General features: G+C 41.4%; 17 protein-coding genes and 1 tRNA gene. All 18 read left to right on the top strand.

The window, feature by feature from the left end; genetic code table 11:
* Positions 1-122 precede the first annotated feature (122 nt).
* The gene (locus tag D8862_RS01850; protein ID WP_125448481.1) at positions 123-746 is read left to right on the top strand and encodes a hypothetical protein; all 624 of its coding nucleotides are present in this window, start codon (positions 123-125) and stop codon (positions 744-746) included.
* Between the two features lie 81 nt (positions 747-827).
* Positions 828-1,676, top strand: coding sequence for a DNA-processing protein DprA (gene dprA, locus D8862_RS01845; RefSeq protein ID WP_125448480.1), 849 nt, complete (start codon positions 828-830; stop codon positions 1,674-1,676).
* Between the two features lie 117 nt (positions 1,677-1,793).
* Entirely contained in the window at positions 1,794-3,881 is a 2,088-nt protein-coding gene (gene topA / locus D8862_RS01840; protein WP_125448479.1) for a type I DNA topoisomerase, read from the top strand.
* A gap of 107 nt (positions 3,882-3,988) precedes the next feature.
* The gene (locus tag D8862_RS01835; RefSeq protein ID WP_125448478.1) at positions 3,989-4,348 is read left to right on the top strand and encodes a YbaN family protein; all 360 of its coding nucleotides are present in this window, start codon (positions 3,989-3,991) and stop codon (positions 4,346-4,348) included.
* A gap of 92 nt (positions 4,349-4,440) precedes the next feature.
* On the top strand, positions 4,441-5,073 hold the full coding sequence (locus tag D8862_RS01830; protein WP_125448477.1) for a copper homeostasis protein CutC: 633 nt from the start codon (positions 4,441-4,443) through the stop codon (positions 5,071-5,073).
* 43 nt (positions 5,074-5,116) lie between these two features.
* Entirely contained in the window at positions 5,117-5,773 is a 657-nt protein-coding gene (locus D8862_RS01825) for an MmcQ/YjbR family DNA-binding protein (protein ID WP_125448476.1), read from the top strand.
* Positions 5,774-6,087: 314 nt separating this feature from the next.
* The gene (locus tag D8862_RS01820; protein ID WP_125448475.1) at positions 6,088-7,650 is read left to right on the top strand and encodes a 2-isopropylmalate synthase; all 1,563 of its coding nucleotides are present in this window, start codon (positions 6,088-6,090) and stop codon (positions 7,648-7,650) included.
* A gap of 11 nt (positions 7,651-7,661) precedes the next feature.
* Positions 7,662-8,699, top strand: coding sequence for a 3-isopropylmalate dehydrogenase (gene leuB, locus D8862_RS01815; RefSeq protein WP_125448474.1), 1,038 nt, complete (start codon positions 7,662-7,664; stop codon positions 8,697-8,699).
* Entirely contained in the window at positions 8,696-8,965 is a 270-nt protein-coding gene (locus tag D8862_RS01810) for a DUF1294 domain-containing protein (protein WP_125448473.1), read from the top strand. The genes leuB and D8862_RS01810 overlap by 4 nt, the downstream gene beginning before the upstream one ends.
* Positions 8,966-8,968: 3 nt before the next feature.
* Positions 8,969-10,351 (top strand): 3-isopropylmalate dehydratase large subunit, encoded by a 1,383-nt coding sequence (gene leuC, locus D8862_RS01805; RefSeq protein ID WP_125448472.1) that lies wholly within the window; start codon positions 8,969-8,971, stop codon positions 10,349-10,351.
* 9 nt (positions 10,352-10,360) lie between these two features.
* Entirely contained in the window at positions 10,361-10,954 is a 594-nt protein-coding gene (leuD, locus tag D8862_RS01800) for a 3-isopropylmalate dehydratase small subunit (protein WP_049536560.1), read from the top strand.
* A 26-nt stretch (positions 10,955-10,980) separates the two neighbouring features.
* A complete protein-coding gene (locus D8862_RS01795; RefSeq protein ID WP_000160505.1) occupies positions 10,981-11,760 on the top strand; it encodes an L-threonylcarbamoyladenylate synthase in 780 nt (259 codons plus the stop codon).
* A 156-nt stretch (positions 11,761-11,916) separates the two neighbouring features.
* Positions 11,917-13,626, top strand: coding sequence for an McrB family protein (locus tag D8862_RS01790; RefSeq protein WP_125448471.1), 1,710 nt, complete (start codon positions 11,917-11,919; stop codon positions 13,624-13,626).
* Positions 13,613-14,917, top strand: a complete 1,305-nt coding sequence (locus D8862_RS01785) for an McrC family protein (RefSeq protein ID WP_185760827.1) — start codon at positions 13,613-13,615, stop codon at positions 14,915-14,917. The genes D8862_RS01790 and D8862_RS01785 overlap by 14 nt, the downstream gene beginning before the upstream one ends.
* Positions 14,918-15,090: 173 nt before the next feature.
* Entirely contained in the window at positions 15,091-16,077 is a 987-nt protein-coding gene (locus D8862_RS01780) for a GMP reductase (RefSeq protein WP_125448470.1), read from the top strand.
* Between the two features lie 67 nt (positions 16,078-16,144).
* A tRNA-Arg gene (locus D8862_RS01775) sits at positions 16,145-16,216 on the top strand.
* A gap of 171 nt (positions 16,217-16,387) precedes the next feature.
* Positions 16,388-17,086 (top strand): ribonuclease III, encoded by a 699-nt coding sequence (gene rnc / locus D8862_RS01770; protein WP_000661470.1) that lies wholly within the window; start codon positions 16,388-16,390, stop codon positions 17,084-17,086.
* A complete protein-coding gene (gene smc, locus D8862_RS01765; RefSeq protein WP_125448469.1) occupies positions 17,077-20,616 on the top strand; it encodes a chromosome segregation protein SMC in 3,540 nt (1,179 codons plus the stop codon). Before rnc ends, smc begins: the two co-directional genes overlap by 10 nt.
* The last annotated feature ends 142 nt before the right edge of the window (positions 20,617-20,758 follow it).

The raw sequence follows: 20,758 nt of genomic DNA, 5'->3' as shown, positions 1-20,758 counted from the left end.
AGATTTTTCAAGAGTTTTTGCTTTAAATGAGAGCTATAAAATCGGAAACTAACAGAATAGATTAGGTTAGAATTTGACAGAAGTCCTTATTTTTCTTATAATGCGGATGGAAAGGTGGTAGGATGAAAAAATTAGTAATTTTAGGTACTGTAGTTACTGCTAGTGTTTTTCTAGCTTCATGCTCCAATAAATCACAAACAGCAACCGAAGAAAGTTCGTCTGCAGTTGTTAGTTCTTCTAGCAGTCAGGAAACGAGTAGCTCTAGCTCTGCCGTTTCTGAAGCGAAAAAGGAAGAGACGCAAACCATCGGTTCGAATGAATATGGTTTTGTCAAGGTACCCAAATCATGGGTTCGATTCCATGAAGTAGAAGGTGGAAATGATATACAGTATTGCGATGGAACAGATATCAACATTGTTACGCTGAATACCTTCAAGGTTGAGCAGTTTAATATCAGCGAAGAAGAATATGCTAAACTGGATGTTGTGACTGTCTCATCTAGTATTTTAACTTCCAAAGAACAAAGCTCTGATTTCAGTAAGGTTTGGGGCTCCAAATCGACCATTGGAGGTTATGAAGCCTATGTTGTCAATGCAATTGCTAAGTCAGGGAAATATCTCGTTACTTGGGTTTTCCGATCAAATGATGGTAAAATCCGCTATGTTTCACTTGAAGGGGATGGGGAAACTTTAAAAACAATTTTACCGATGGTTGAAAGTAGCTGGTCAACTACTCAAGCTGAATAAATGAAAAAAAGAAGATCCTTGGTCTTCTTTTTATAATTTTTTCGAATAGATAGATGAGTAGAAAAAGAAATGGAGTTGTATATGAAGATCACAAACTATGAGATTTACAAATTGAGAAAAGCTGGCTTGACCAATCAACAGATTTTAACTGTCCTTGAATATGACGAGACTGTAGATCAGGAGCTCTTGCTAGGTGACATTGCGGAAATATCGGGGTGTCGTAATCCTGCGGTCTTTATGGAACGCTATTTCCAGATAGATGATGTACAGTTGGAGAAGGAGTTCCAAAAATTTTCATCCTTCTCGATTCTTGATGACTGTTATCCTTGGGATCTGAGTGAGATTTATGATGCTCCAGCGCTCTTGTTTTATAAAGGAAATCTAGACTTGTTGAAGTTTCCGAAGGTTGCTGTTGTAGGGAGTCGTTCATGTTCAAGTCAGGGAGCAAAGTCGGTTCAGAAAGTCATTCAAGGTTTGGAAAACGAGTTAATCGTGGTCAGTGGTTTGGCCAAAGGGATTGATACGGCTGCCCATATGGCTGCACTCCAAAATGATGGAAAAACGATTGCTGTGATTGGAACAGGATTGGATGTATTTTATCCTAAAGCCAATAAACGTTTGCAAGACTACATCGGCAATGACCATCTGGTTCTCAGTGAATATGGACCTGGCGAGCAACCTCTGAAATTTCACTTTCCAGCTCGAAATCGTATCATTGCAGGACTGTGTCGTGGTGTTATTGTAGCAGAGGCAAGGATGCGTTCGGGGAGTCTCATTACTTGTGAGCGAGCCATGGAGGAAGGGCGTGATGTCTTTGCCATTCCAGGGAACATTTTAGATGGCCATTCAGATGGCTGTCACCACCTGATCCAAGAGGGAGCAAAACTGATTTCCAGCGGTCAAGATGTACTAGCAGAGTTTGAATTTTAAGGAGAAATTGTTCACTCAGATAAACTTTTCTTCTATACTATAGGAGTTAAGTCTTGACAGGTCTTTAAAAATGGTTTACACTTTATAAAGTTTATTACTTTGAAAAGGTGTGATAGTGTGGCTACGGCAACAAAGAAGAAAAAATCAACAGTTAAGAAAAATCTAGTCATCGTGGAGTCGCCTGCCAAGGCGAAAACGATTGAAAAATATCTAGGCAGAAACTACAAGGTTTTAGCTAGTGTCGGGCATATCCGAGATTTGAAAAAATCCAGTATGTCTGTTGATATCGAAAACAACTATGAACCGCAGTATATCAATATCCGAGGCAAGGGTCCTCTGATCAATGATCTGAAAAAAGAAGCCAAAAAGGCCAATAAAGTCTTTCTGGCGAGTGACCCGGATCGTGAAGGAGAAGCGATTTCCTGGCATTTGGCTCATATTCTCGATTTGGATGAGAATGATGCCAACCGTGTGGTCTTTAATGAGATCACCAAGGACGCAGTAAAAAATGCCTTTAAAGAACCGCGCAAGATTGATATGGACTTGGTCGACGCCCAACAGGCTCGTCGTGTCTTGGACCGCTTGGTAGGGTATTCGATTTCGCCAATTTTGTGGAAAAAGGTCAAGAAGGGCTTATCAGCAGGGCGTGTGCAGTCTGTTGCCCTTAAGCTCATCATTGATCGTGAAAATGAAATCAATGCCTTTCAGCCAGAAGAATACTGGACAATTGATGGTGTCTTTAAGAAGGGAACCAAGCAATTTCAGGCTTCTTTCTATGGTATGAATGGCAAAAAGATGAAATTGACCACCAATGAAGAGGTCAAAGAAGTCTTGTCCCATTTGACTAGCAAAGATTTCACAGTAGACCAGGTAGACAAGAAAGAGCGCAAACGCAATGCGCCCCTACCTTATACGACTTCAACCATGCAGATGGATGCTGCCAACAAAATCAATTTCCGTACTCGTAAGACCATGATGGTTGCCCAACAGCTCTATGAAGGGATCAATATCGGTACAGGCGTGCAAGGTTTGATTACCTATATGCGTACAGACTCTACTCGTATCAGTCCTGTGGCTCAGAATGAAGCGGCAAGCTACATTAACGACCGTTTTGGTAGCAAGTATTCCAAGCATGGTAGCAAGGTCAAGAATGCCTCAGGTGCTCAAGATGCCCACGAAGCCATTCGTCCATCAAGTGTCTTTAATACACCTGAGAGCATCGCTAAGTACTTGGACAAAGACCAGCTTAAGCTTTATACCCTTATCTGGAATCGTTTTGTAGCGAGCCAGATGACGGGAGCTATCTTTGATACCATGGCTGTCAAGCTCTCGCAAAATGGAGTTCAGTTCGCAGCAAATGGTAGCCAAGTTAAGTTTGATGGTTATCTTGCTATCTACAACGACTCTGACAAAAATAAGATGTTGCCAGATATGGCTGTTGGAGATGTAGTCAAGCAGGTAAATAGCAAGCCAGAACAACATTTCACCCAACCGCCAGCTCGCTATTCGGAAGCGGCCCTTATCAAGACCTTGGAAGAAAATGGTGTTGGGCGTCCGTCAACTTACGCTCCGACCATTGAAACTATCCAAAAACGATACTACGTTCGTCTGGCAGCTAAACGTTTTGAACCAACAGAGTTGGGAGAAATTGTCAATAAACTCATCGTTGAATACTTCCCAGACATTGTCAATGTGACCTTCACAGCTGAAATGGAAGGAAAACTGGATGATGTCGAAGTTGGTAAAGAGCAGTGGCAACGGGTTATTGATGAATTTTACAAACCATTCTCCAAAGAAGTAGCCAAGGCTGAAGCTGAAATGGAAAAAATCCAGATTAAGGATGAGCCAGCTGGATTTGACTGTGAAGTTTGTGGCAGTCCGATGGTGATTAAGCTAGGCCGTTTTGGTAAATTCTATGCTTGCAGCAACTTCCCAGACTGTCGTCACACTCAGGCAATTGTCAAAGAGATTGGTGTCGAGTGTCCAAGCTGTCATCAAGGACAAATCATCGAACGCAAAACCAAGCGCAATCGTATCTTCTATGGTTGCAATCGCTATCCAGAATGTGAATTTACCTCTTGGGATAAACCAGTTGGACGTGATTGTCCAAAATGTGGTCACTTCCTTATGGAGAAAAAAGTCCGTGGTGGCGGCAAACAGGTTGTATGTAGTAATGGCGACTACGAAGAGGAAAAAATTAAATAGAATGCAGAGTCCTGAAAATGAATTTCAGGCTCTTTTTTTGTTGATGCTTGACAAATTTCCCCCTTGTATGCGAAACTAGAGGAAGAGTAATTTATCTAGGAGAAATCATGCGTCTCATTTACCTCAGTATTGGCTTTATTTCACTGTCTTTAGCTGTCATTGGAGTTGTCCTACCACTTTTGCCAACAACTCCCTTTCTTTTGTTAGCGATCGCTTGCTTTTCAAAATCTTCTAAGCGTTTTGAAGACCGGCTTTATCATACAAAGCTTTATCAGACCTATGTAGCTGACTTTCGGGAAACCAAGTCAATAGCGCGAGAACGAAAGAAAAAAATCATCGTATCTATCTATATCTTGATGGGGATTTCTATTTATTTTGCCCCTCTTTTGCCAGTCAAAATCGGTCTGGGAGCCTTGACTATCTTTATCACCTACTATCTCTTTAAAGTCATTCCTGACAAAGAATAGATAAAAATAGTAGGTATTTGCCTTGATAAAAATGAAAGCATATTCAAATAATATGATATAATAAATTTAAAGAAAACATCAAGGAGAATCAAATGATTTACGAATTTTGTGCTGAAAATGTGACCTTGCTTGAAAAAGCAATGCAGGCTGGAGCTCGTCGAATCGAGCTCTGTGATAATCTAGCAGTTGGTGGGACAACACCAAGCTATGGAGTAACTAAGGCAGCGGTTGAACTGGCAGCTAATTATGATAGCACCATTATGACCATGATTCGTCCTCGTGGTGGCGACTTTGTCTATCAAGATCTGGAAATTGCAATCATGCTAGAAGACATTCGTTTAACTGCTCAAGCAGGTAGCCAAGGGGTCGTCTTTGGTGCTTTAACTGCTGATAAAAAGTTGGATGAAGCTAATCTTGAGAAGCTGATTGCCGCATCTAAAGGAATGGAAATTGTCTTCCACATGGCCTTTGATGAATTGAGCGAAGAAGACCAGTTGGAAGCTATTGACTGGCTCAGCCAAGCTGGTGTCACTCGTATCTTGACTCGTGCTGGTGTGTCTGGTGACTCGCTAGAAAAACGTTTTGCTCACTATCACAGAATTTTGGAACATGCAGCTGGTAAAATTGAAATCTTACCAGGTGGGGGGATTGACCTAGACAACCGTCAAACCTTTATCGACCAGTTGGGCGTGACACAACTGCATGGAACTAAGGTTGTCTTTTAAAAAATAGAAAGGAACTGCTAGCTTTTGGTAGCAGTTTTCACTTATGTTTGAAATTTTTAAATCCTATCAGTTTAATAAAGAAAAGGCAAGAGACTATGGTTTTGTAGAAAATGGAGAAGTCTGGACCTATAGTTGCCAGATTTTGCAGGGTGACTTTATCATGACAGTCTCCATCACTCCTGATAATGTGAGTTTTCTTGTCTTTGACCAAGAAACTGGTGACCTCTATCCTCAAGTCCATATGGAAAGCATGAGAGGGACTTTTGTCGGAAGTGTCCGTGAGGCTTGTTTGGAGATTCTTTACCAGATTCGGAAGGCTTGCTTTGATGTACAGGATTTTATCTGTCCTCAGACTAAGCGTATCATGGCTAAAGTTCAAGAAAAGTATGGCAATCAGTTGGAGTATCTGTGGGAGAAATCACCTGATACGGCAGTGTTAAGACATGAAGGCAATAAAAAGTGGTATGCTGTTTTAATGAGAATACCTTGGGATAGGCTAGATAAGGGGAGAGAAGGGCTAGCGGAAGCAGTCAACCTCAAACATGACCAAGTAGCTGACTTGCTTTCACAAAAAGGCATTTATCCAGCCTTTCATATGAACAAACGCTACTGGCTTAGTCTGGCGCTTGATGATAGTTTGCAAGATGAAGAAGTGTTAGAACTCATCGAAAGAAGTTGGAATTTGACTGTGAAAAAATAAGGAAATTCACTTGATTTTTCAAATACTTTTAATTAGCTAAATATTCTTTACTGAAGAAATTTTCAGAAAATATTGGATTTTTTCTTGACAAGAGATTTTTCCTATGCTAGAATACTAAACAAGACATCAAACAAAGGAGAAAGTCAAACATGAAAACAGCTAAGTTTAATCAATTTGCTTTGTTGTTGAGGTACTCGGGCTAGTGCAGAAGCATTAGTCCTGTTTGGCTTACCAAGCGGGAGTAAATCAACATCTCGCTTGGGTTTCCGAGCGAGATGTTTTTTCTATACTGAAATTTTGAAGGAGGAATTCTCATGCGTAGAGTTGAGTTTCTAGATACTAGTCTCCGTGATGGTGAGCAGACACCAGGTGTTAATTTTTCAATCAAGGAAAAGGTTGCCATCGCAAGACAGCTGGAGAAGTGGGGCATTTCAGCAATCGAAGCTGGTTTTCCGGCGGCGAGTCCAGATTCATTTTTGGCAGTTCAGGAGATTGCTAAAGTCTTGCAAAAAACAGCGGTGACAGGTTTGGCACGTTCGGTCAAGTCTGATATAGATGCTTGTTACGAGGCGCTCAAGGATGCCAAGTATCCTCAGGTTCACGTCTTTATCGCGACCAGTCCGATTCACCGCAAGTATAAGCTCAATAAGAGCAAGGAAGAGATTTTGGAAGCAATCAGTGAACATGTTTCTTATGCTCGTTCTAAGTTTGAAGTTGTCGAATTTTCTCCAGAGGATGCAACCAGAACAGAGTTGGATTTCCTCTTGCAAGTTGTACAGACAGCAGTGGATGCTGGGGCAACTTATATCAATATCCCTGACACGGTTGGATTTACTACGCCAGAGGAATATGGTGCCATCTTCAAACACTTGATTGAGAATATCAAGACGGATCGTCAGATTATCTATTCACCTCACTGTCATGATGACCTCGGAATGGCAGTGGCTAACAGCCTTGCTGCTGTCAAGAACGGTGCAAGACGTGTTGAAGGGACTATCAATGGTATTGGGGAGCGAGCTGGGAATGCTGCTTTGGAAGAAATAGCAGTGGCCCTCAATATTCGCCAAGATTACTATCAGGCAGAGACAAGTATTGTCCTAAACGAAACCATCAATACTTCAGAAATGGTTTCTCGCTTCTCAGGTATTCCAATTCCCAAAAACAAGGCGGTTGTTGGAGGAAATGCCTTCTCTCACGAGTCTGGTATTCACCAAGATGGGGTTCTTAAAAATCCTCTTACCTATGAAATCATTACACCTGAATTGGTCGGTGTGAAGAGTAATAGTCTTCCGCTTGGAAAATTGTCTGGTCGCCATGCCTTTGTTGAAAAACTAAGAGATTTGGCTCTAGACTTTACTGAAGAAGACATCAAACCACTCTTTGCTAAGTTCAAAGCGCTGGCAGACAAAAAGCAAGAAATCACAGATGCAGATATTCGTGCTCTGGTCGCTGGAATCATGGTTGAAAACCCTGAAGGATTCCACTTTGATGATTTACAACTTCAAACCCATGCGGATAATGACATTGAAGCGCTTGTTAGCCTAGCCAATATGGATGGTGAGAAAGTCGAGTTCAATGCGACAGGACAAGGTTCCGTTGAAGCAATCTTTAACGCTATCGATAAGTTCTTTAACCAATCTGTCCGCTTGGTGTCCTATACCATTGATGCTGTGACAGATGGAATTGATGCACAAGCTCGTGTCTTGGTTACTGTTGAAAACAGAGATACAGAAACCATCTTTAACGCAGCAGGTCTTGACTTCGATGTATTGAAGGCTTCGGCTATTGCCTATATAAATGCCAATACCTTTATTCAAAAAGAGAATGCAGGTGAGATGGGGCGTAGCGTTTCCTACCGAGACATGCCTAGTGTGTAAAGGAGAATGCGATGACAAAGAAAATAGTAGCTCTAGCAGGGGATGGAATCGGTCCAGAAATTATGGAAGCTGGTTTGGAAGTTCTGAAGGCTCTTGCTGAAAAAACAGGTTTTGACTATGAGATAGATAGGCGACCTTTTGGTGGTGCTGGGATTGATGCTAAGGGTCATCCCTTACCTGATGAGACCCTCAAGGCATGTAGAGAAGCAGATGCTATTCTCCTAGCGGCTATCGGTAGTCCTCAATATGATGGGGCAGCGATTCGTCCTGAACAAGGTTTGCTGGTTCTTCGGAAGGAACTCAATCTATATGCTAATATTCGGCCTGTAAAAATCTTTGATAATCTTAAGCATTTGTCACCTCTCAAACCGGAACGAATTGCTGGTGTAGACTTTGTCGTGGTGCGTGAATTGACAGGTGGTATCTACTTTGGAGATCATATTCTAGAAGAGCGAAAAGCGCGTGATATCAACGACTACAGCTATGAGGAAGTAGAGCGGATTATTCGCAAGGCCTTTGAAATTGCAAGAAATCGCAGAAAAATCGTTACTAGCATCGATAAGCAAAATGTTCTAGCGACATCAAAACTCTGGCGCAGAGTAGCTGAGGAAGTCGCGCAGGATTTCCCAGATGTGATCTTGGAACACCAGCTAGTCGACTCAGCTGCCATGCTTATGATTACCAATCCTGCTAAATTTGATGTCATCGTGACAGAAAATCTTTTTGGAGATATTCTCTCAGACGAATCAAGCGTTCTATCTGGCACACTTGGGGTTATGCCATCAGCCAGTCATTCTGAAAAGGGGCCAAGTCTTTATGAACCTATTCACGGTTCAGCGCCTGATATTGCAGGTCAAGGAATTGCTAATCCTATTTCCATGATTTTATCAGTTGCTATGATGTTGAGAGATGGTTTTGGACGTTATGAGGATGCGGAGCGTATCGAACATGCTGTAGAAGCCAGTTTGGCAGCAGGAATTTTAACGAGAGATATAGGAGGACAGGCTTCGACCAAGGAAATGACAGAAGCCATCATTGAAAGATTATGAAGATAAATGAAGGAATCACGCTAGCTCTCTTGATTTGGAATTTACTGATTTTCTTGATTTATGGCATTGACAAATCCAAGGCAAGAAGAGGTGCTTGGCGCATCCCAGAGAAAATCTTACTCATTTTAGCCTTTACTTGTGGTGGTTTTGGTGCTTGGTTAGCAGGAATGACCTTTCACCACAAGACTAGAAAATGGTATTTTAAAACAGTTTGGTTTCTCGGGATGGTAACCACACTAGTAGCCTTATATTTTATTTGGAGGTAATGGATGGCAGGAAAATCAATTTTTGATAAATTATGGGACCGCCATGTCATCACAGGAGAAGAGGGGCAGCCCCAACTCATGTATGTGGACCAGCACTATATCCACGAAGTGACTAGTCCCCAAGCTTTTCAAGGATTACGAGATGCAGGTCGCAGATTGAGACGGACAGACTTGACATTTGGAACCTTTGACCACAATATCCCAACTGTCAATATCTACGATATTCGAGATGTGATTTCTAAGGCTCAAATTGATAAGCTTGCTGAAAATGTTGAGGAGTTTGGGATTGAACATGCGGCCCACGGTTCTGAAAAGCAGGGGATTGTTCACATGGTAGGTCCAGAAACAGGACGGACGCAACCAGGAAAATTCATTGTCTGTGGAGATAGCCACACAGCTACTCACGGAGCTTTCGGAGCTATCGCCTTTGGGATTGGGACCAGTGAGGTCGAGCATGTTTTTGCTACCCAGACCCTCTGGCAGGTCAAACCCAAGAAAATGCTGGTAGAATTCACTGGTGTTCCTCAAAAAGGAGTTTATTCTAAGGATTACATTCTCGCCTTGATTGCCAAGTATGGCGTTGCTTGTGGTGTAGGATATGTGGTGGAATATCGTGGGCAAGCGATTGATGCTCTGACCATGGAAGAGCGAATGACCATCTGTAACATGTCCATCGAGTTTGGCTCAAAAATGGGAATCATGAATCCTGATCAGACCACCTATGATTATCTCAAGGGTCGAGAGTGTGTTCCAAAAGATTTTGAGGAAGCTGTGAAGGATTGGAAAACAATTGTCAGTGATGAGGATGCTGTCTATGATAAGGTTATCCAGATGGATGTCTCAGGCTTGGCTCCCATGGTGACTTGGGGAACCAATCCAGCTATGGGGGTTGACTTTGACAGCAGTTTCCCAGAAATCAAGGATATGAACGATGAACGAGCTTATCATTACATGGACTTGGAGCCTGGTCAAAAGCCAGCGGACATTGAACTAGGTTATATCTTTATCGGGTCTTGTACCAATGCTCGTCTCAGCGATTTACAACTGGCCGCGCGATTTGTCAAAGGGAAGAAGATTGCTCCCAATCTAACAGCAATCGTAGTACCAGGTTCTCGTCCTGTGAAACGAGCTGCGGAGAAGTTGGGCTTGGATAAGGTCTTCTTAGATGCTGGCTTTGAGTGGAGAGACCCAGGTTGCTCTATGTGCCTAGGGATGAATCCTGACAAGGTCCCTGATGGGGTCCACTGTGCCTCAACCAGTAACCGCAACTTTGAAGACAGACAAGGATTTGGTGCTAAAACCCATCTCTGCAGTCCAGCCATGGCAGCGGCGGCAGCTATCGCAGGGCGCTTCGTAGATGTTCGGCAAATGCCAGAGGCCCAGTAAGGAGAGGATATGGAGAAATTTACAGTTTATACGGGAACGACCGTTCCTCTTATGAATGATAATATCGATACCGACCAAATACTCCCCAAGCAGTTTCTCAAGTTGATTGATAAGAAAGGCTTTGGTAAGTACCTCATGTATGCTTGGCGTTATCTAGACGACAAGTATACTGAGGACCCAGACTTTGTTTTTAACCGACCTGAATATCGTAAAGCTAGTATTCTCATCTCAGGGGATAACTTTGGGGCAGGTTCTTCGAGAGAACACGCAGCTTGGGCTCTAGCCGACTATGGTTTTAAGGTTGTGATTGCAGGATCTTTTGGGGACATTCATTACAATAATGAACTCAATAATGGCATGCTGCCTATTGTCCAGCCTAGGGAGGTTAGAGAGAAACTAGCCCAACTCAAACCGACCGACCAGGTAACTGTGGACTTGGAACAACAAAAAATCATCTCACCAGTTGGAGAATTCACTTTCGAAATAGATAGCGAGTGGAAACACAAGCTCTTAAATGGTTTGGATGATATCGGTATTACTTTGCAGTATGAAGATTTGATTGCTGCCTATGAAAAACAACGACCGGCCTACTGGCAGGATTAGAAAAATAGAAAAGGAAATATAGAACTATGACAAAACACATTCAATGGAACGGAACACTTTCTCAAGAAGGCTATGACATTTTAAAAGGTGAGGGCGGATGTATCGTTTGCCCCACAAAAGTTGGTTACATTATCATGACGAGCGATAAGGCAGGTCTTGAACGCAAATTTGAAGCCAAAGAGCGTAACCGTAACAAACCAGGTGTTGTACTTTGTGGTAGCATGGACGAGCTACGCGCTTTAGCACAACTCAACCCAGAAATTGAAGCCTTCTACCAAAAACATTGGGATGAAGATATTCTCCTTGGTTGTATCCTTCCTTGGAAACCAGAAGCTTTTGAAAAACTCAAAGCATACGGTGATGGCCGTGAAGAACTCATGACAGACGTTCGTGGTACTAGCTGTTTTGTCATCAAATTTGGTAAAGCTGGTGAACAGTTGGCTGCTAAACTTTGGGAAGAAGGCAAGATGGTCTACGCCTCATCAGCCAACCCATCTGGAAAAGGAAACCGTGGTAAGGTAGAAGGTATCGGAGAACGTATCGAAGGAGCAGTGGACCTTGTCATCGAAGCAGACGACTATGTGGCATCCATCCAACCGGACAAAACAATCGAAACTCGCTACGAGCAAGGTGTGATGGTCTCTATGGTCGATAAAGACGGCAAACTCATCCCAGAACAAGGTGGAGCACGTTCAACCTCACCAGCACCAGTCGTTATCCGTAAAGGGCTTGACATTGATAAAATCATGATGCACCTGTCAGATACCTTTAACTCATGGGACTACCGTCAGGGAGAGTATTATTAAGATAAAAAAGAAGTCTAGTGTTATGAGGGAATAAAGTTCTCTACACTGGGCTTTTTCTTTAGAATTTCTTTTCTTTTTCTATAGGATATGATATGCTAGAGATGAACTATATATTAATAGAACTTACTTGTGAAAGTGAATTAAAGGAGTATTCAAATGAACAGTGAACAAAATAACTATTTTTTTGTTGGTACAAAATTTGGTGATGATGATTATCTTGAATATTTTATGAAAAAAGGAAAGTGGGAATTAGGATGGCATAACAACGAGGAAAATAAGCAGTATAAAAAAATGTTAAAGTTGTTTAATAAAATTAAACCAGGTGACGTTTTATTTGCTAAATCCACATATGTCAAAAAGAAGAATTTACCTTTTGTAAAGAAAGATGATTTAAAGGTTTCTGTCATGAACATTCGTGGAATGGCGACTGTTAAAGAGATTTTAGATGATGGGCATACCATTATTGTTGATTGGAAAAAAGAGTATATAGAGAGGGAGTGGTTTTTCTTTACGGGGCAAGAAACAATATGGTTTCCATCAGATATTAAGTATCGAACTAAAGAGACTAACCAGTTAATAAAATTTGCTGCAAGTGATGAAATCATAATTCAAGACTATGACTATTTTTTGAATCATCCTAATTGGAAAAAGTATAAAAAATTAGAAAGTGAAACTATGTTAAGGAATGATTTTTTATTTGATTATAGTGGTATATTAAAAAAATCCAAAAACCTCATCCTTCGAGGTGCACCAGGTACGGGAAAAACTTATCTTGCTAAAGAAATCGCTAAAGAATTAACGGATGGCAACGAAGACCAAATCGGATTTGTACAATTTCACCCATCCTATGATTATACGGATTTTGTGGAGGGTTTAAGACCGGTATCAAATGGGGAAGGAGCTATTGAGTTTAAATTACAAGATGGTATTTTTAAGCAGTTTTGCCAGAAGGCTAAAGAAGCCCAGAAAACTGGTGGACAAGATAATTTTGAGGAAACGTGGACTAAGCTAACGGATGCTATCAATGAAAAGCAAGGACAATACTTCTTCCCTCGTAGTTCTGTTCCAGCCAGTCTAAACAGTCAAGGGAATGTGAAGTTTGATTCTCCTGTTGCTACCAAAGAAAAAGTGTATCTTTTGTACAAGGGTGAAGAGACTAATTTAAAGTACGAAACTTATCAAAACATTGTTTTGGATCACATGAAAAAAAGTTATGGTTTATGTGATTATGTATCCCCAACGATTTACACAGACAAAAAATTCGTTTTCATCATCGATGAGATCAATCGTGGTGAGATTTCAAAGATTTTTGGGGAACTCTTTTTCTCTATTGATCCTGGTTATCGTGGTGAAAAGGGGAGTGTTTCTACCCAGTATGCTAACTTACATGAGACGGATGACAAATTTTATATCCCTGAGAATGTCTATATTATTGGAACAATGAATGATATTGATCGTTCAGTAGATACCTTTGATTTTGCTATGCGTCGTCGTTTCCGTTTTGTTGAAGTTACTGCTGAAAGCCAAGTTGCTATGTTGGATAAAGAACTGGGTATCCATGCAGAAGAAGCAAAACTTCGTCTAAGAAACTTGAACGCTGCTATCGAAAACGTTCAGGAGCTAAATAGTCATTATCATATTGGACCAAGCTATTTCCTTAAGTTGAAGGATGTAGATTTTGACTATGAATTACTCTGGTCTGATTACCTCAAACCTCTTTTGGAAGATTACTTACGTGGTTCTTATGAAGAGGATGAAACTCTGGATACATTGAAAAAAGCATTTGATCTGACAAGTATAGGGGAATCAAGTGAGTATATAATTGATAATAATGAAGGCGTTGAGAATGATGATGCGGATAACTGATAATCAGTATAGAATTGCTAAAGAGGAATTTGTCGCAGAATATCCCAACCTAAGTCAAGCACTTTTTGATAGAACACTAGATAATCTTTCTCGAGAGGACAGTATCTTTATTTTCCCAAATGATTTGATAAATTCTCCTGATTTAGACAGGGACCAAAAGATTTTGGAAACAGTTAATCAGGAAATCAAGACAGGAAACGTGATTGGTTTTCTTGGATATGGTCAGGAAAGATTAACGATTTCCTCTCGTTTTTCCGATGAATATAACGACCACTTTTTGCATTATCTTTTACAAAAGGTTCTCAATATCAATCTGACTAGTTTGGATGTCGGTCTTTCTCCTGAAGATAAGCTCTATCAACTCTTGGTTTACCTCTTTCCCAAGTATCTGCAAGCTGCTCTCCGAAAAGGTCTTTATAAGGAATACCAGAGATTTTTCTATAACGATAGTCATGTAAAGGGTGTACTAGATGTTGGAAATCATCTGAAAAAAAATCTCCCTTTTACGGGAAATATTGCCTATACCACTAGGGAGTTTACCTATGATAATCCACTCATGCAGTTGATTCGGCATACAATTGAGTACATTAAGAATCAGAAAAGTTTCGGAGTTCTACTCGATAGTAATCGTGAAAATATAACTGAAATTATTCGTGTAACTCCAGCTTATAAACTAGCTGATCGTGCCAAGATTATCAGAATGAATAAAATCAAACCCATCCGACACGCCTATTTCAGAGAGTATAGAAAATTACAGGAACTCTGCTTGATGATTCTGAGTAAAGAAAAGCATGGTCTTGGACCTCAATTCCAAAGGGTACATGGCATTCTCTTTGATGTTGCCTGGCTTTGGGAAGAGTATGTTTACACCTTGTTGCCAAAAGGTTTTGTACATCCCAGAAATAAGGATAAGACGGATGGAATTTCAGTATTTTCTGTTGGGAAACGAAAAGTATATCCAGATTTTTATGATAGAGAAGGAAAGATTGTTCTAGATGCAAAATATAAAAAACTGGAGTTCACTGAAAAAGGAATTAACCGCGAGGACTTGTTCCAATTGATTTCCTATTCTTATATTTTAAAAGCTGAGAAAGCTGGACTGATTTTTCCTAGTATGGAGCAGTCAGTAAATAGTGAAATAGGAAAAGTAGCTGGCTATGGAGCTCAATTGAAGAAGTGGTCTATTCGAATCCCTCAGAATGCCTCATCCTATAGTGCATTTTGTAAAATGATGGGAAATTCAGAAGAAAATTTTAAAGCGATTATTGATGAAGAAGTGGGGAGAAAGTAATCTCTTCACTTTTTTGCTATTCATATAATTAATTTCCGAACGATATGATGTGATTATTACAAATATTTGACAAAAACTGTACTTTGATTTATAATAAATCAAGGAAACGTCGGGAAAAGGCGTAGGGATGCGCAAGCATAGGTAGGTCATTACAAAAGAAACGAGACATCGATATGTTAAATGAATTTCCAATTTTTGATTACGAAGATATTCAGTTGATCCCTAATAAATGTGTTATTAAAAGCCGTGCAGAAGCAGATACCAGTGTCACACTTGGAAATCACACTTTCAAACTACCTGTTGTACCTGCAAATATGCAGACGATTTTGGATGAGAACGTCGCAGAGCAGCTTGCTAAAGGTGGTTACTTCTACATTATGCATCGTTTTGATGAGGCTGGGCGCATTCCTTTTATCAAACGTATGCACGATCAAGGGCTCATTGCTTCTATTTCAGTCGGTATCAAGGATTACGAGTATGATTTCGTTAGCCAACTCAAGGCTGATGCTCCTGAGTATATCACGATTGACATCGCTCACGGTCATGCGGATAGCGTAATTTTTATGATTCAACACATCAAGAAAGAATTGCCAGATACATTTGTCATTGCTGGAAATGTGGGAACGCCAGAAGCAGTGCGTGAATTGGAAAATGCTGGTGCGGATGCTACTAAGGTTGGAATCGGTCCTGGTAAGGTTTGTATTACCAAGGTCAAGACAGGTTTTGGTACAGGTGGCTGGCAGTTGGCTGCCCTTCGCTGGTGTGCCAAGGCTGCTCGCAAACCGATCATCGCTGATGGCGGGATTCGTACTCATGGTGACATTGCCAAGTCTATTCGTTTCGGTGCTAGCATGGTCATGATTGGTTCCCTTTTTGCAGGACACATCGAAAGCCCAGGAAAGACAATCGAAGTTGATGGAGAACAGTTCAAAGAATACTATGGTTCAGCTTCTCAATATCAAAAGGGTGCTTACAAAAATGTAGAAGGAAAACGCATCTTACTTCCTGCCAAAGGACATTTGCAAGATACTCTTACTGAGATGGAGCAGGACTTGCAAAGTGCTATCTCTTATGCAGGTGGACGCAAGGTTGCTGACCTCAAACACGTTGATTATGTTATCGTGAAAAACTCTATCTGGAATGGGGACGCTTCCCACTAATAGACGCTTAGTCCATCCATAAAAAACTTGTTATTAGAGCAAATTTCTGTTATAATAAAACAAGTTTCCACCCTTAGTGTAATGGATATCACGTAAGATTCCGGTTCTTAAGATGGGGGTTCGATTCCCTCAGGGTGGATGTAAATAGTCTAAAAAAGCCTTTAAATAAGGCTTTTTCTTTATATTGCCTCCAAAATTGGAAATTTTTTTTCAAAAACTATCCCACTCTCCCCTAGTCCCGTTTTAAAGTGACTCAGGAGGCTTTTTTTGATATAATAGAAAGGATCGTAATTATTAGAAAGAGGTCAGTATGAAAGAATTACAAACTGTACTGAAGAAGCGTTTTGCAATCGAATTTGCAGACAAGAATTTGCTGGAAACGGCCTTTACTCATACGAGTTATGCCAATGAGCACCGCCTCTTAAAAATTTCACACAATGAGCGCTTGGAATTTTTAGGAGACGCTGTTCTGCAATTATTGATTTCAGAATACCTGTATAAAAAATATCCTAAAAAACCAGAGGGAGATTTGTCTAAACTCCGTGCCATGATTGTCCGCGAGGAGAGTTTGGCTGGTTTTGCGCGTGATTGCCAGTTTGATCAGTTTATCAAGCTAGGTAAAGGAGAAGAAAAGTCTGGTGGGCGCAATCGTGACACCATTCTTGGCGATGCTTTTGAAGCCTTTCTGGGAGCGTTGCTTTTAGACAAGGATGTTGCTAAGGTAAAAGAGTTTATCTATCAGGTCATGATTCCCAAGGTTGAAGCAGGTGATTTTGAAATGATTAAGGATTACAAGACACACCTGCAAGAGTTGCTCCAAGTCAATGGAGATGTGGATATTCGCTACCAGGTTATCTCTGAGATAGGACCTGCTCATGATAAGGTTTTTGATGTAGAAGTTCTGGTTGAGGGCAAGAGCATCGGAAAAGGCCAAGGCCGTTCTAAAAAATTAGCAGAGCAAGAGGCCGCAAAGAATGCTGTTGAGAAAGGGCTGGATTCATGTATTTAAAGGAAATTGAGATCCAGGGATTCAAGTCCTTTGCTGACAAGACCAAGGTCGTTTTTGACCAAGGCGTGACAGCTGTCGTTGGGCCCAATGGTTCTGGGAAGTCAAATATCACAGAAAGTCTGCGATGGGCCTTGGGAGAGTCCAGTGTCAAGAGCCTTCGTGGTGGCAAGATGCCCGATGTTATTTTTGCTGGAACTGAAAGTCGCAAACCACTCAATTATGCTTCGGTTGTCGTGACCTTGGATAATGAAGATGGCTTTATCCAGGATGCAGGGCAAGTCATTAAGGTAGAACGCCATATCTATCGTAGTGGAGATAGCGAGTATCGAATTGACGGCAAGAAAGTGCGCTTGCGTGATGTGCATGACCTTTTCTTGGATACAGGTTTGGGACGAGATTCCTTCTCCATCATTTCCCAAGGGAAGGTTGAGGAGATTTTTAATTCCAAGCCAGAGGAACGTCGTGCTATTTTTGAAGAAGCTGCTGGAGTTTTAAAGTACAAGACTCGTCGAAAAGAAACAGAGAGTAAACTGCAACAAACTCAAGACAATCTCGACCGCCTAGAGGACATTATCTATGAGTTGGATAATCAAATCAAGCCCCTTGCAAAACAAGCCGAGAATGCTCGTAAATTTCTCGACTTGGATGGTCAACGTAAGGCGATTTACTTGGATGTACTGGTTGCCCAAATCAAGGAAAACAAGGCTGAACTAGAGATAACAGAAGAAGAGCTAACGCAGGTTCAGGAACTTTTGACTAGCTATTACCAAAAACGTGAAGAGTTAGAAGAGGAAAATCAAAGTCTTAAAAAGAAACGCCAAGATCTCCAAGCTCAAATGGCTAAAGACCAAGGGAGCTTAATGGATTTGACCAGTTTGATCAGTGACTTAGAGCGAAAACTAGCCTTATCCAAACTGGAATCCGAGCAAGTTGCCCTGAATCAACAAGAAGCACAAACCCGTTTGGCTGCTTTGGAAGATAAGAGAAAGGCTCTAAGTAAGGAAAAGGATGAAAAAGAAGGGAATCTGGAACAGTTAGAGGAAAGTTTAGCTGAAAACAACAAGGAACTCAATCGTTTAGAAGCGGAGTTGTTGGCATTTTCAGATGATCCTGACCAGATGATTGAGCTCTTGCGTGAACGTTTTGTGGCGCTTTTACAAGAAGAAGCGGATGTCTCAAACCAACTGACTCGCATCGAGAATGAGTTAGAAAACAGTCGTCAACTCTCTCAAAAACAAGCAGATCAACTTGAAAAACTGAAAGAACAACTGGCTACAGCTAAAGAAAAGGCCAGTCAGCAAGAGGCTGAGCTTGAAACTGCCAAGGAACAGGTTCAGAAATTATTGGCTGACTATCAAGCTAGTGCCAAGGAGCAAGAGGAAAAGAAGGTTTCTTACCAAGTTCAGCAGAGCCAACTCTTTGACCGTCTGGATAGTCTCAAAAATAAGCAGGCTAGATCCCAAAGTTTAGAGAATATCCTTAGAAATCATAGCAACTTTTACGCGGGTGTTAAGAGTGTTCTCCAAGAAAAAGACCGTCTAGGTGGGATTATTGGTGCAGTCAGTGAGCATTTGACTTTTGATGTGCATTACCAAACTGCCCTAGAAATTGCGCTTGGAGCAAGCAGTCAGCACATCATCGTAGAAGATGAGAACGCAGCGACTAAGGCGATTGATTTCCTCAAGCGCAACAGATCCGGTCGTGCAACCTTCCTTCCGTTGACGACGATCAAGGCTCGTGCGATTTCTAGTCAGAACCAAGATGCTATCGCAGCAAGTCCAGGCTTCCTTGGAATGGCTGATGAGTTGGTTACTTTTGATACTAGACTGGAAGCCATTTTCAAGAACTTGCTAGCTACGACGGCTATCTTTGATACTGTAGAACATGCGCGTGCAGCTGCTCGTCAAGTTCGTTACCAGGTTCGTATGGTGACGCTTGATGGGACAGAGTTGCGTACAGGGGGTTCCTACGCGGGTGGTGCCAATCGTCAAAATAACAGTATCTTCATCAAGCCAGAGCTAGAGCAATTACAAAAAGAAATTGCTGAAGAAGAAGCTAGTCTGCGTTCAGAAGAAGCGACTTTGAAGACTTTGCAAGATGAGATGGCGGTATTGACAGAAAGATTAGAAGCCATCAAATCTCAGGGTGAGCAAGCTCGTATTCAGGAGCAAGGCTTGTATCTTGCTTATCAACAAACCAATCAGCAAGTGGAAGAGTTGGAAACTCTTTGGAAACTTCAAGAAGAGGAACTAAATCGTCTTTCTGAAGGAGATTGGCAAGCGGATAAGGAAAAATGCCAAGAGCGCCTTGCTACTATCGCAAGTGAAAAACAAAGTCTAGAAGCTGAGATTGAAGAGATTAAGTCTAATAAAAACGCTATTCAAGAACGCTATCAAAATTTGCAGGAACAAGTAGCGCAAGCACGCTTGCTTAAGTCAGAACTGCAAGGACAAAAGCGGTACGAAGTGACTGATATTGAACGCCTAGGTAAGGAATTGGATAATCTGGATATTGAACAAGAGGAAATCCAGCGTATCCTCCAAGAAAAGGTTGATAATCTTGAGAAGGTTGATACGGATCTGCTAAGTCAGCAGGCGGAAGAGGCCAAAACTCAAAAAACAAACCTCCAACAAGGTTTGATTCGCAAGCAGTTTGAGTTGGATGATATCGAAGGCCAGCTGGATGATATTGCTAACCTCCTTGAAAGATCTCGTCAGCAAAACGAAGATTGGATTCGCAAACAAACACGTGCTGAAGCCAAGAAAGAGAAGGTCAGCGAACGCTTGCGCTATTTACAAAGTCAATTAACAGACCAGTACCAGATCAGCTACACTGAGGCTCTAGAAAAAGCGCATGAGTTGGAAAATCTCAATCTGGCAGAGCAAGAGGTTAAAGATCTTGAAAAGGCTATTCGCTCACTGGGTCCAGTCAATTTGGAAGCTATTGATCAGTACGAAGAAGTCCACAACCGTTTGGATTTCCTAAATAGCCAACGAGATGATATTTTATCTGCTAAAAACCTACTCCTTGAGACCATCACGGAGATGAATGATGAGGTTAAGGAACGATTCAAATCAACCTTTGAGGCTATTCGTGAGTCCTTTAAAGTGACCTTTAGACAGATGTTTGGCGGTGGTCAGGCAGACTTGATATTGACTGAGGGCGATCTTTTAACAGCTGGTGTGGAGATTTCTGTCCAACCACCAGGTAAGAAAATCCAATCTCTCAACCTCATGAGTGGTGGTGAAAAAGCCCTTTCGGCTCTCGCCTTGTTGTTCTCTATCATCCGAGTCAAGACTATTCCTTTTGTTATCTTGGACGAGGTAGAGGCGGCACTTGATGAAGCCAATGTCAAACGTTTTGGGGATTACCTCAACCGCTTTGACAAGGATAGTCAGTTTATCGTCGTAACACACCGTAAGGGGACGATGGCGGCAGCGGACTCTATCTATGGAGTTACCATGCAAGAATCAGGTGTGTCTAAGATTGTTTCGGTTAAGTTAAAAGATTTAGAAGAAACAATGGACTAGTTACCAAATGATAGCATCTCTTAGGAGGTGCTATTTTTTAAAACTAAAGTCCGAAATTTTCTCTTAAGGTCAGTTCAGGCGCAAAAAATGACATTTGGGATTTCCTCTTAGCGAAAAGACTTGCTCTATGATATAATAGTTT

Source organism: Streptococcus oralis, assembly GCF_003942585.1.
In the GTDB taxonomy this organism is placed as follows: Bacteria; Bacillota; Bacilli; order Lactobacillales; family Streptococcaceae; genus Streptococcus; species Streptococcus oralis_BE.
This window is presented reverse-complemented; position numbering and strand designations above follow the sequence as displayed.

Coding starts and splice junctions, on each gene's coding strand:
- D8862_RS01850 (WP_125448481.1), top strand. CDS start 123: ATGAAAAAATTAGTAATTTTAGGTACTGTAGTTACTGCTAGTGTTTTT.
- dprA (WP_125448480.1), top strand. CDS start 828: ATGAAGATCACAAACTATGAGATTTACAAATTGAGAAAAGCTGGCTTG.
- D8862_RS01835 (WP_125448478.1), top strand. CDS start 3,989: ATGCGTCTCATTTACCTCAGTATTGGCTTTATTTCACTGTCTTTAGCT.
- D8862_RS01830 (WP_125448477.1), top strand. CDS start 4,441: ATGATTTACGAATTTTGTGCTGAAAATGTGACCTTGCTTGAAAAAGCA.
- D8862_RS01825 (WP_125448476.1), top strand. CDS start 5,117: ATGTTTGAAATTTTTAAATCCTATCAGTTTAATAAAGAAAAGGCAAGA.
- D8862_RS01820 (WP_125448475.1), top strand. CDS start 6,088: ATGCGTAGAGTTGAGTTTCTAGATACTAGTCTCCGTGATGGTGAGCAG.
- leuB (WP_125448474.1), top strand. CDS start 7,662: ATGACAAAGAAAATAGTAGCTCTAGCAGGGGATGGAATCGGTCCAGAA.
- D8862_RS01810 (WP_125448473.1), top strand. CDS start 8,696: ATGAAGATAAATGAAGGAATCACGCTAGCTCTCTTGATTTGGAATTTA.
- leuC (WP_125448472.1), top strand. CDS start 8,969: ATGGCAGGAAAATCAATTTTTGATAAATTATGGGACCGCCATGTCATC.
- leuD (WP_049536560.1), top strand. CDS start 10,361: ATGGAGAAATTTACAGTTTATACGGGAACGACCGTTCCTCTTATGAAT.
- D8862_RS01795 (WP_000160505.1), top strand. CDS start 10,981: ATGACAAAACACATTCAATGGAACGGAACACTTTCTCAAGAAGGCTAT.
- D8862_RS01790 (WP_125448471.1), top strand. CDS start 11,917: ATGAACAGTGAACAAAATAACTATTTTTTTGTTGGTACAAAATTTGGT.
- D8862_RS01785 (WP_185760827.1), top strand. CDS start 13,613: ATGCGGATAACTGATAATCAGTATAGAATTGCTAAAGAGGAATTTGTC.
- D8862_RS01780 (WP_125448470.1), top strand. CDS start 15,091: ATGTTAAATGAATTTCCAATTTTTGATTACGAAGATATTCAGTTGATC.
- rnc (WP_000661470.1), top strand. CDS start 16,388: ATGAAAGAATTACAAACTGTACTGAAGAAGCGTTTTGCAATCGAATTT.
- smc (WP_125448469.1), top strand. CDS start 17,077: ATGTATTTAAAGGAAATTGAGATCCAGGGATTCAAGTCCTTTGCTGAC.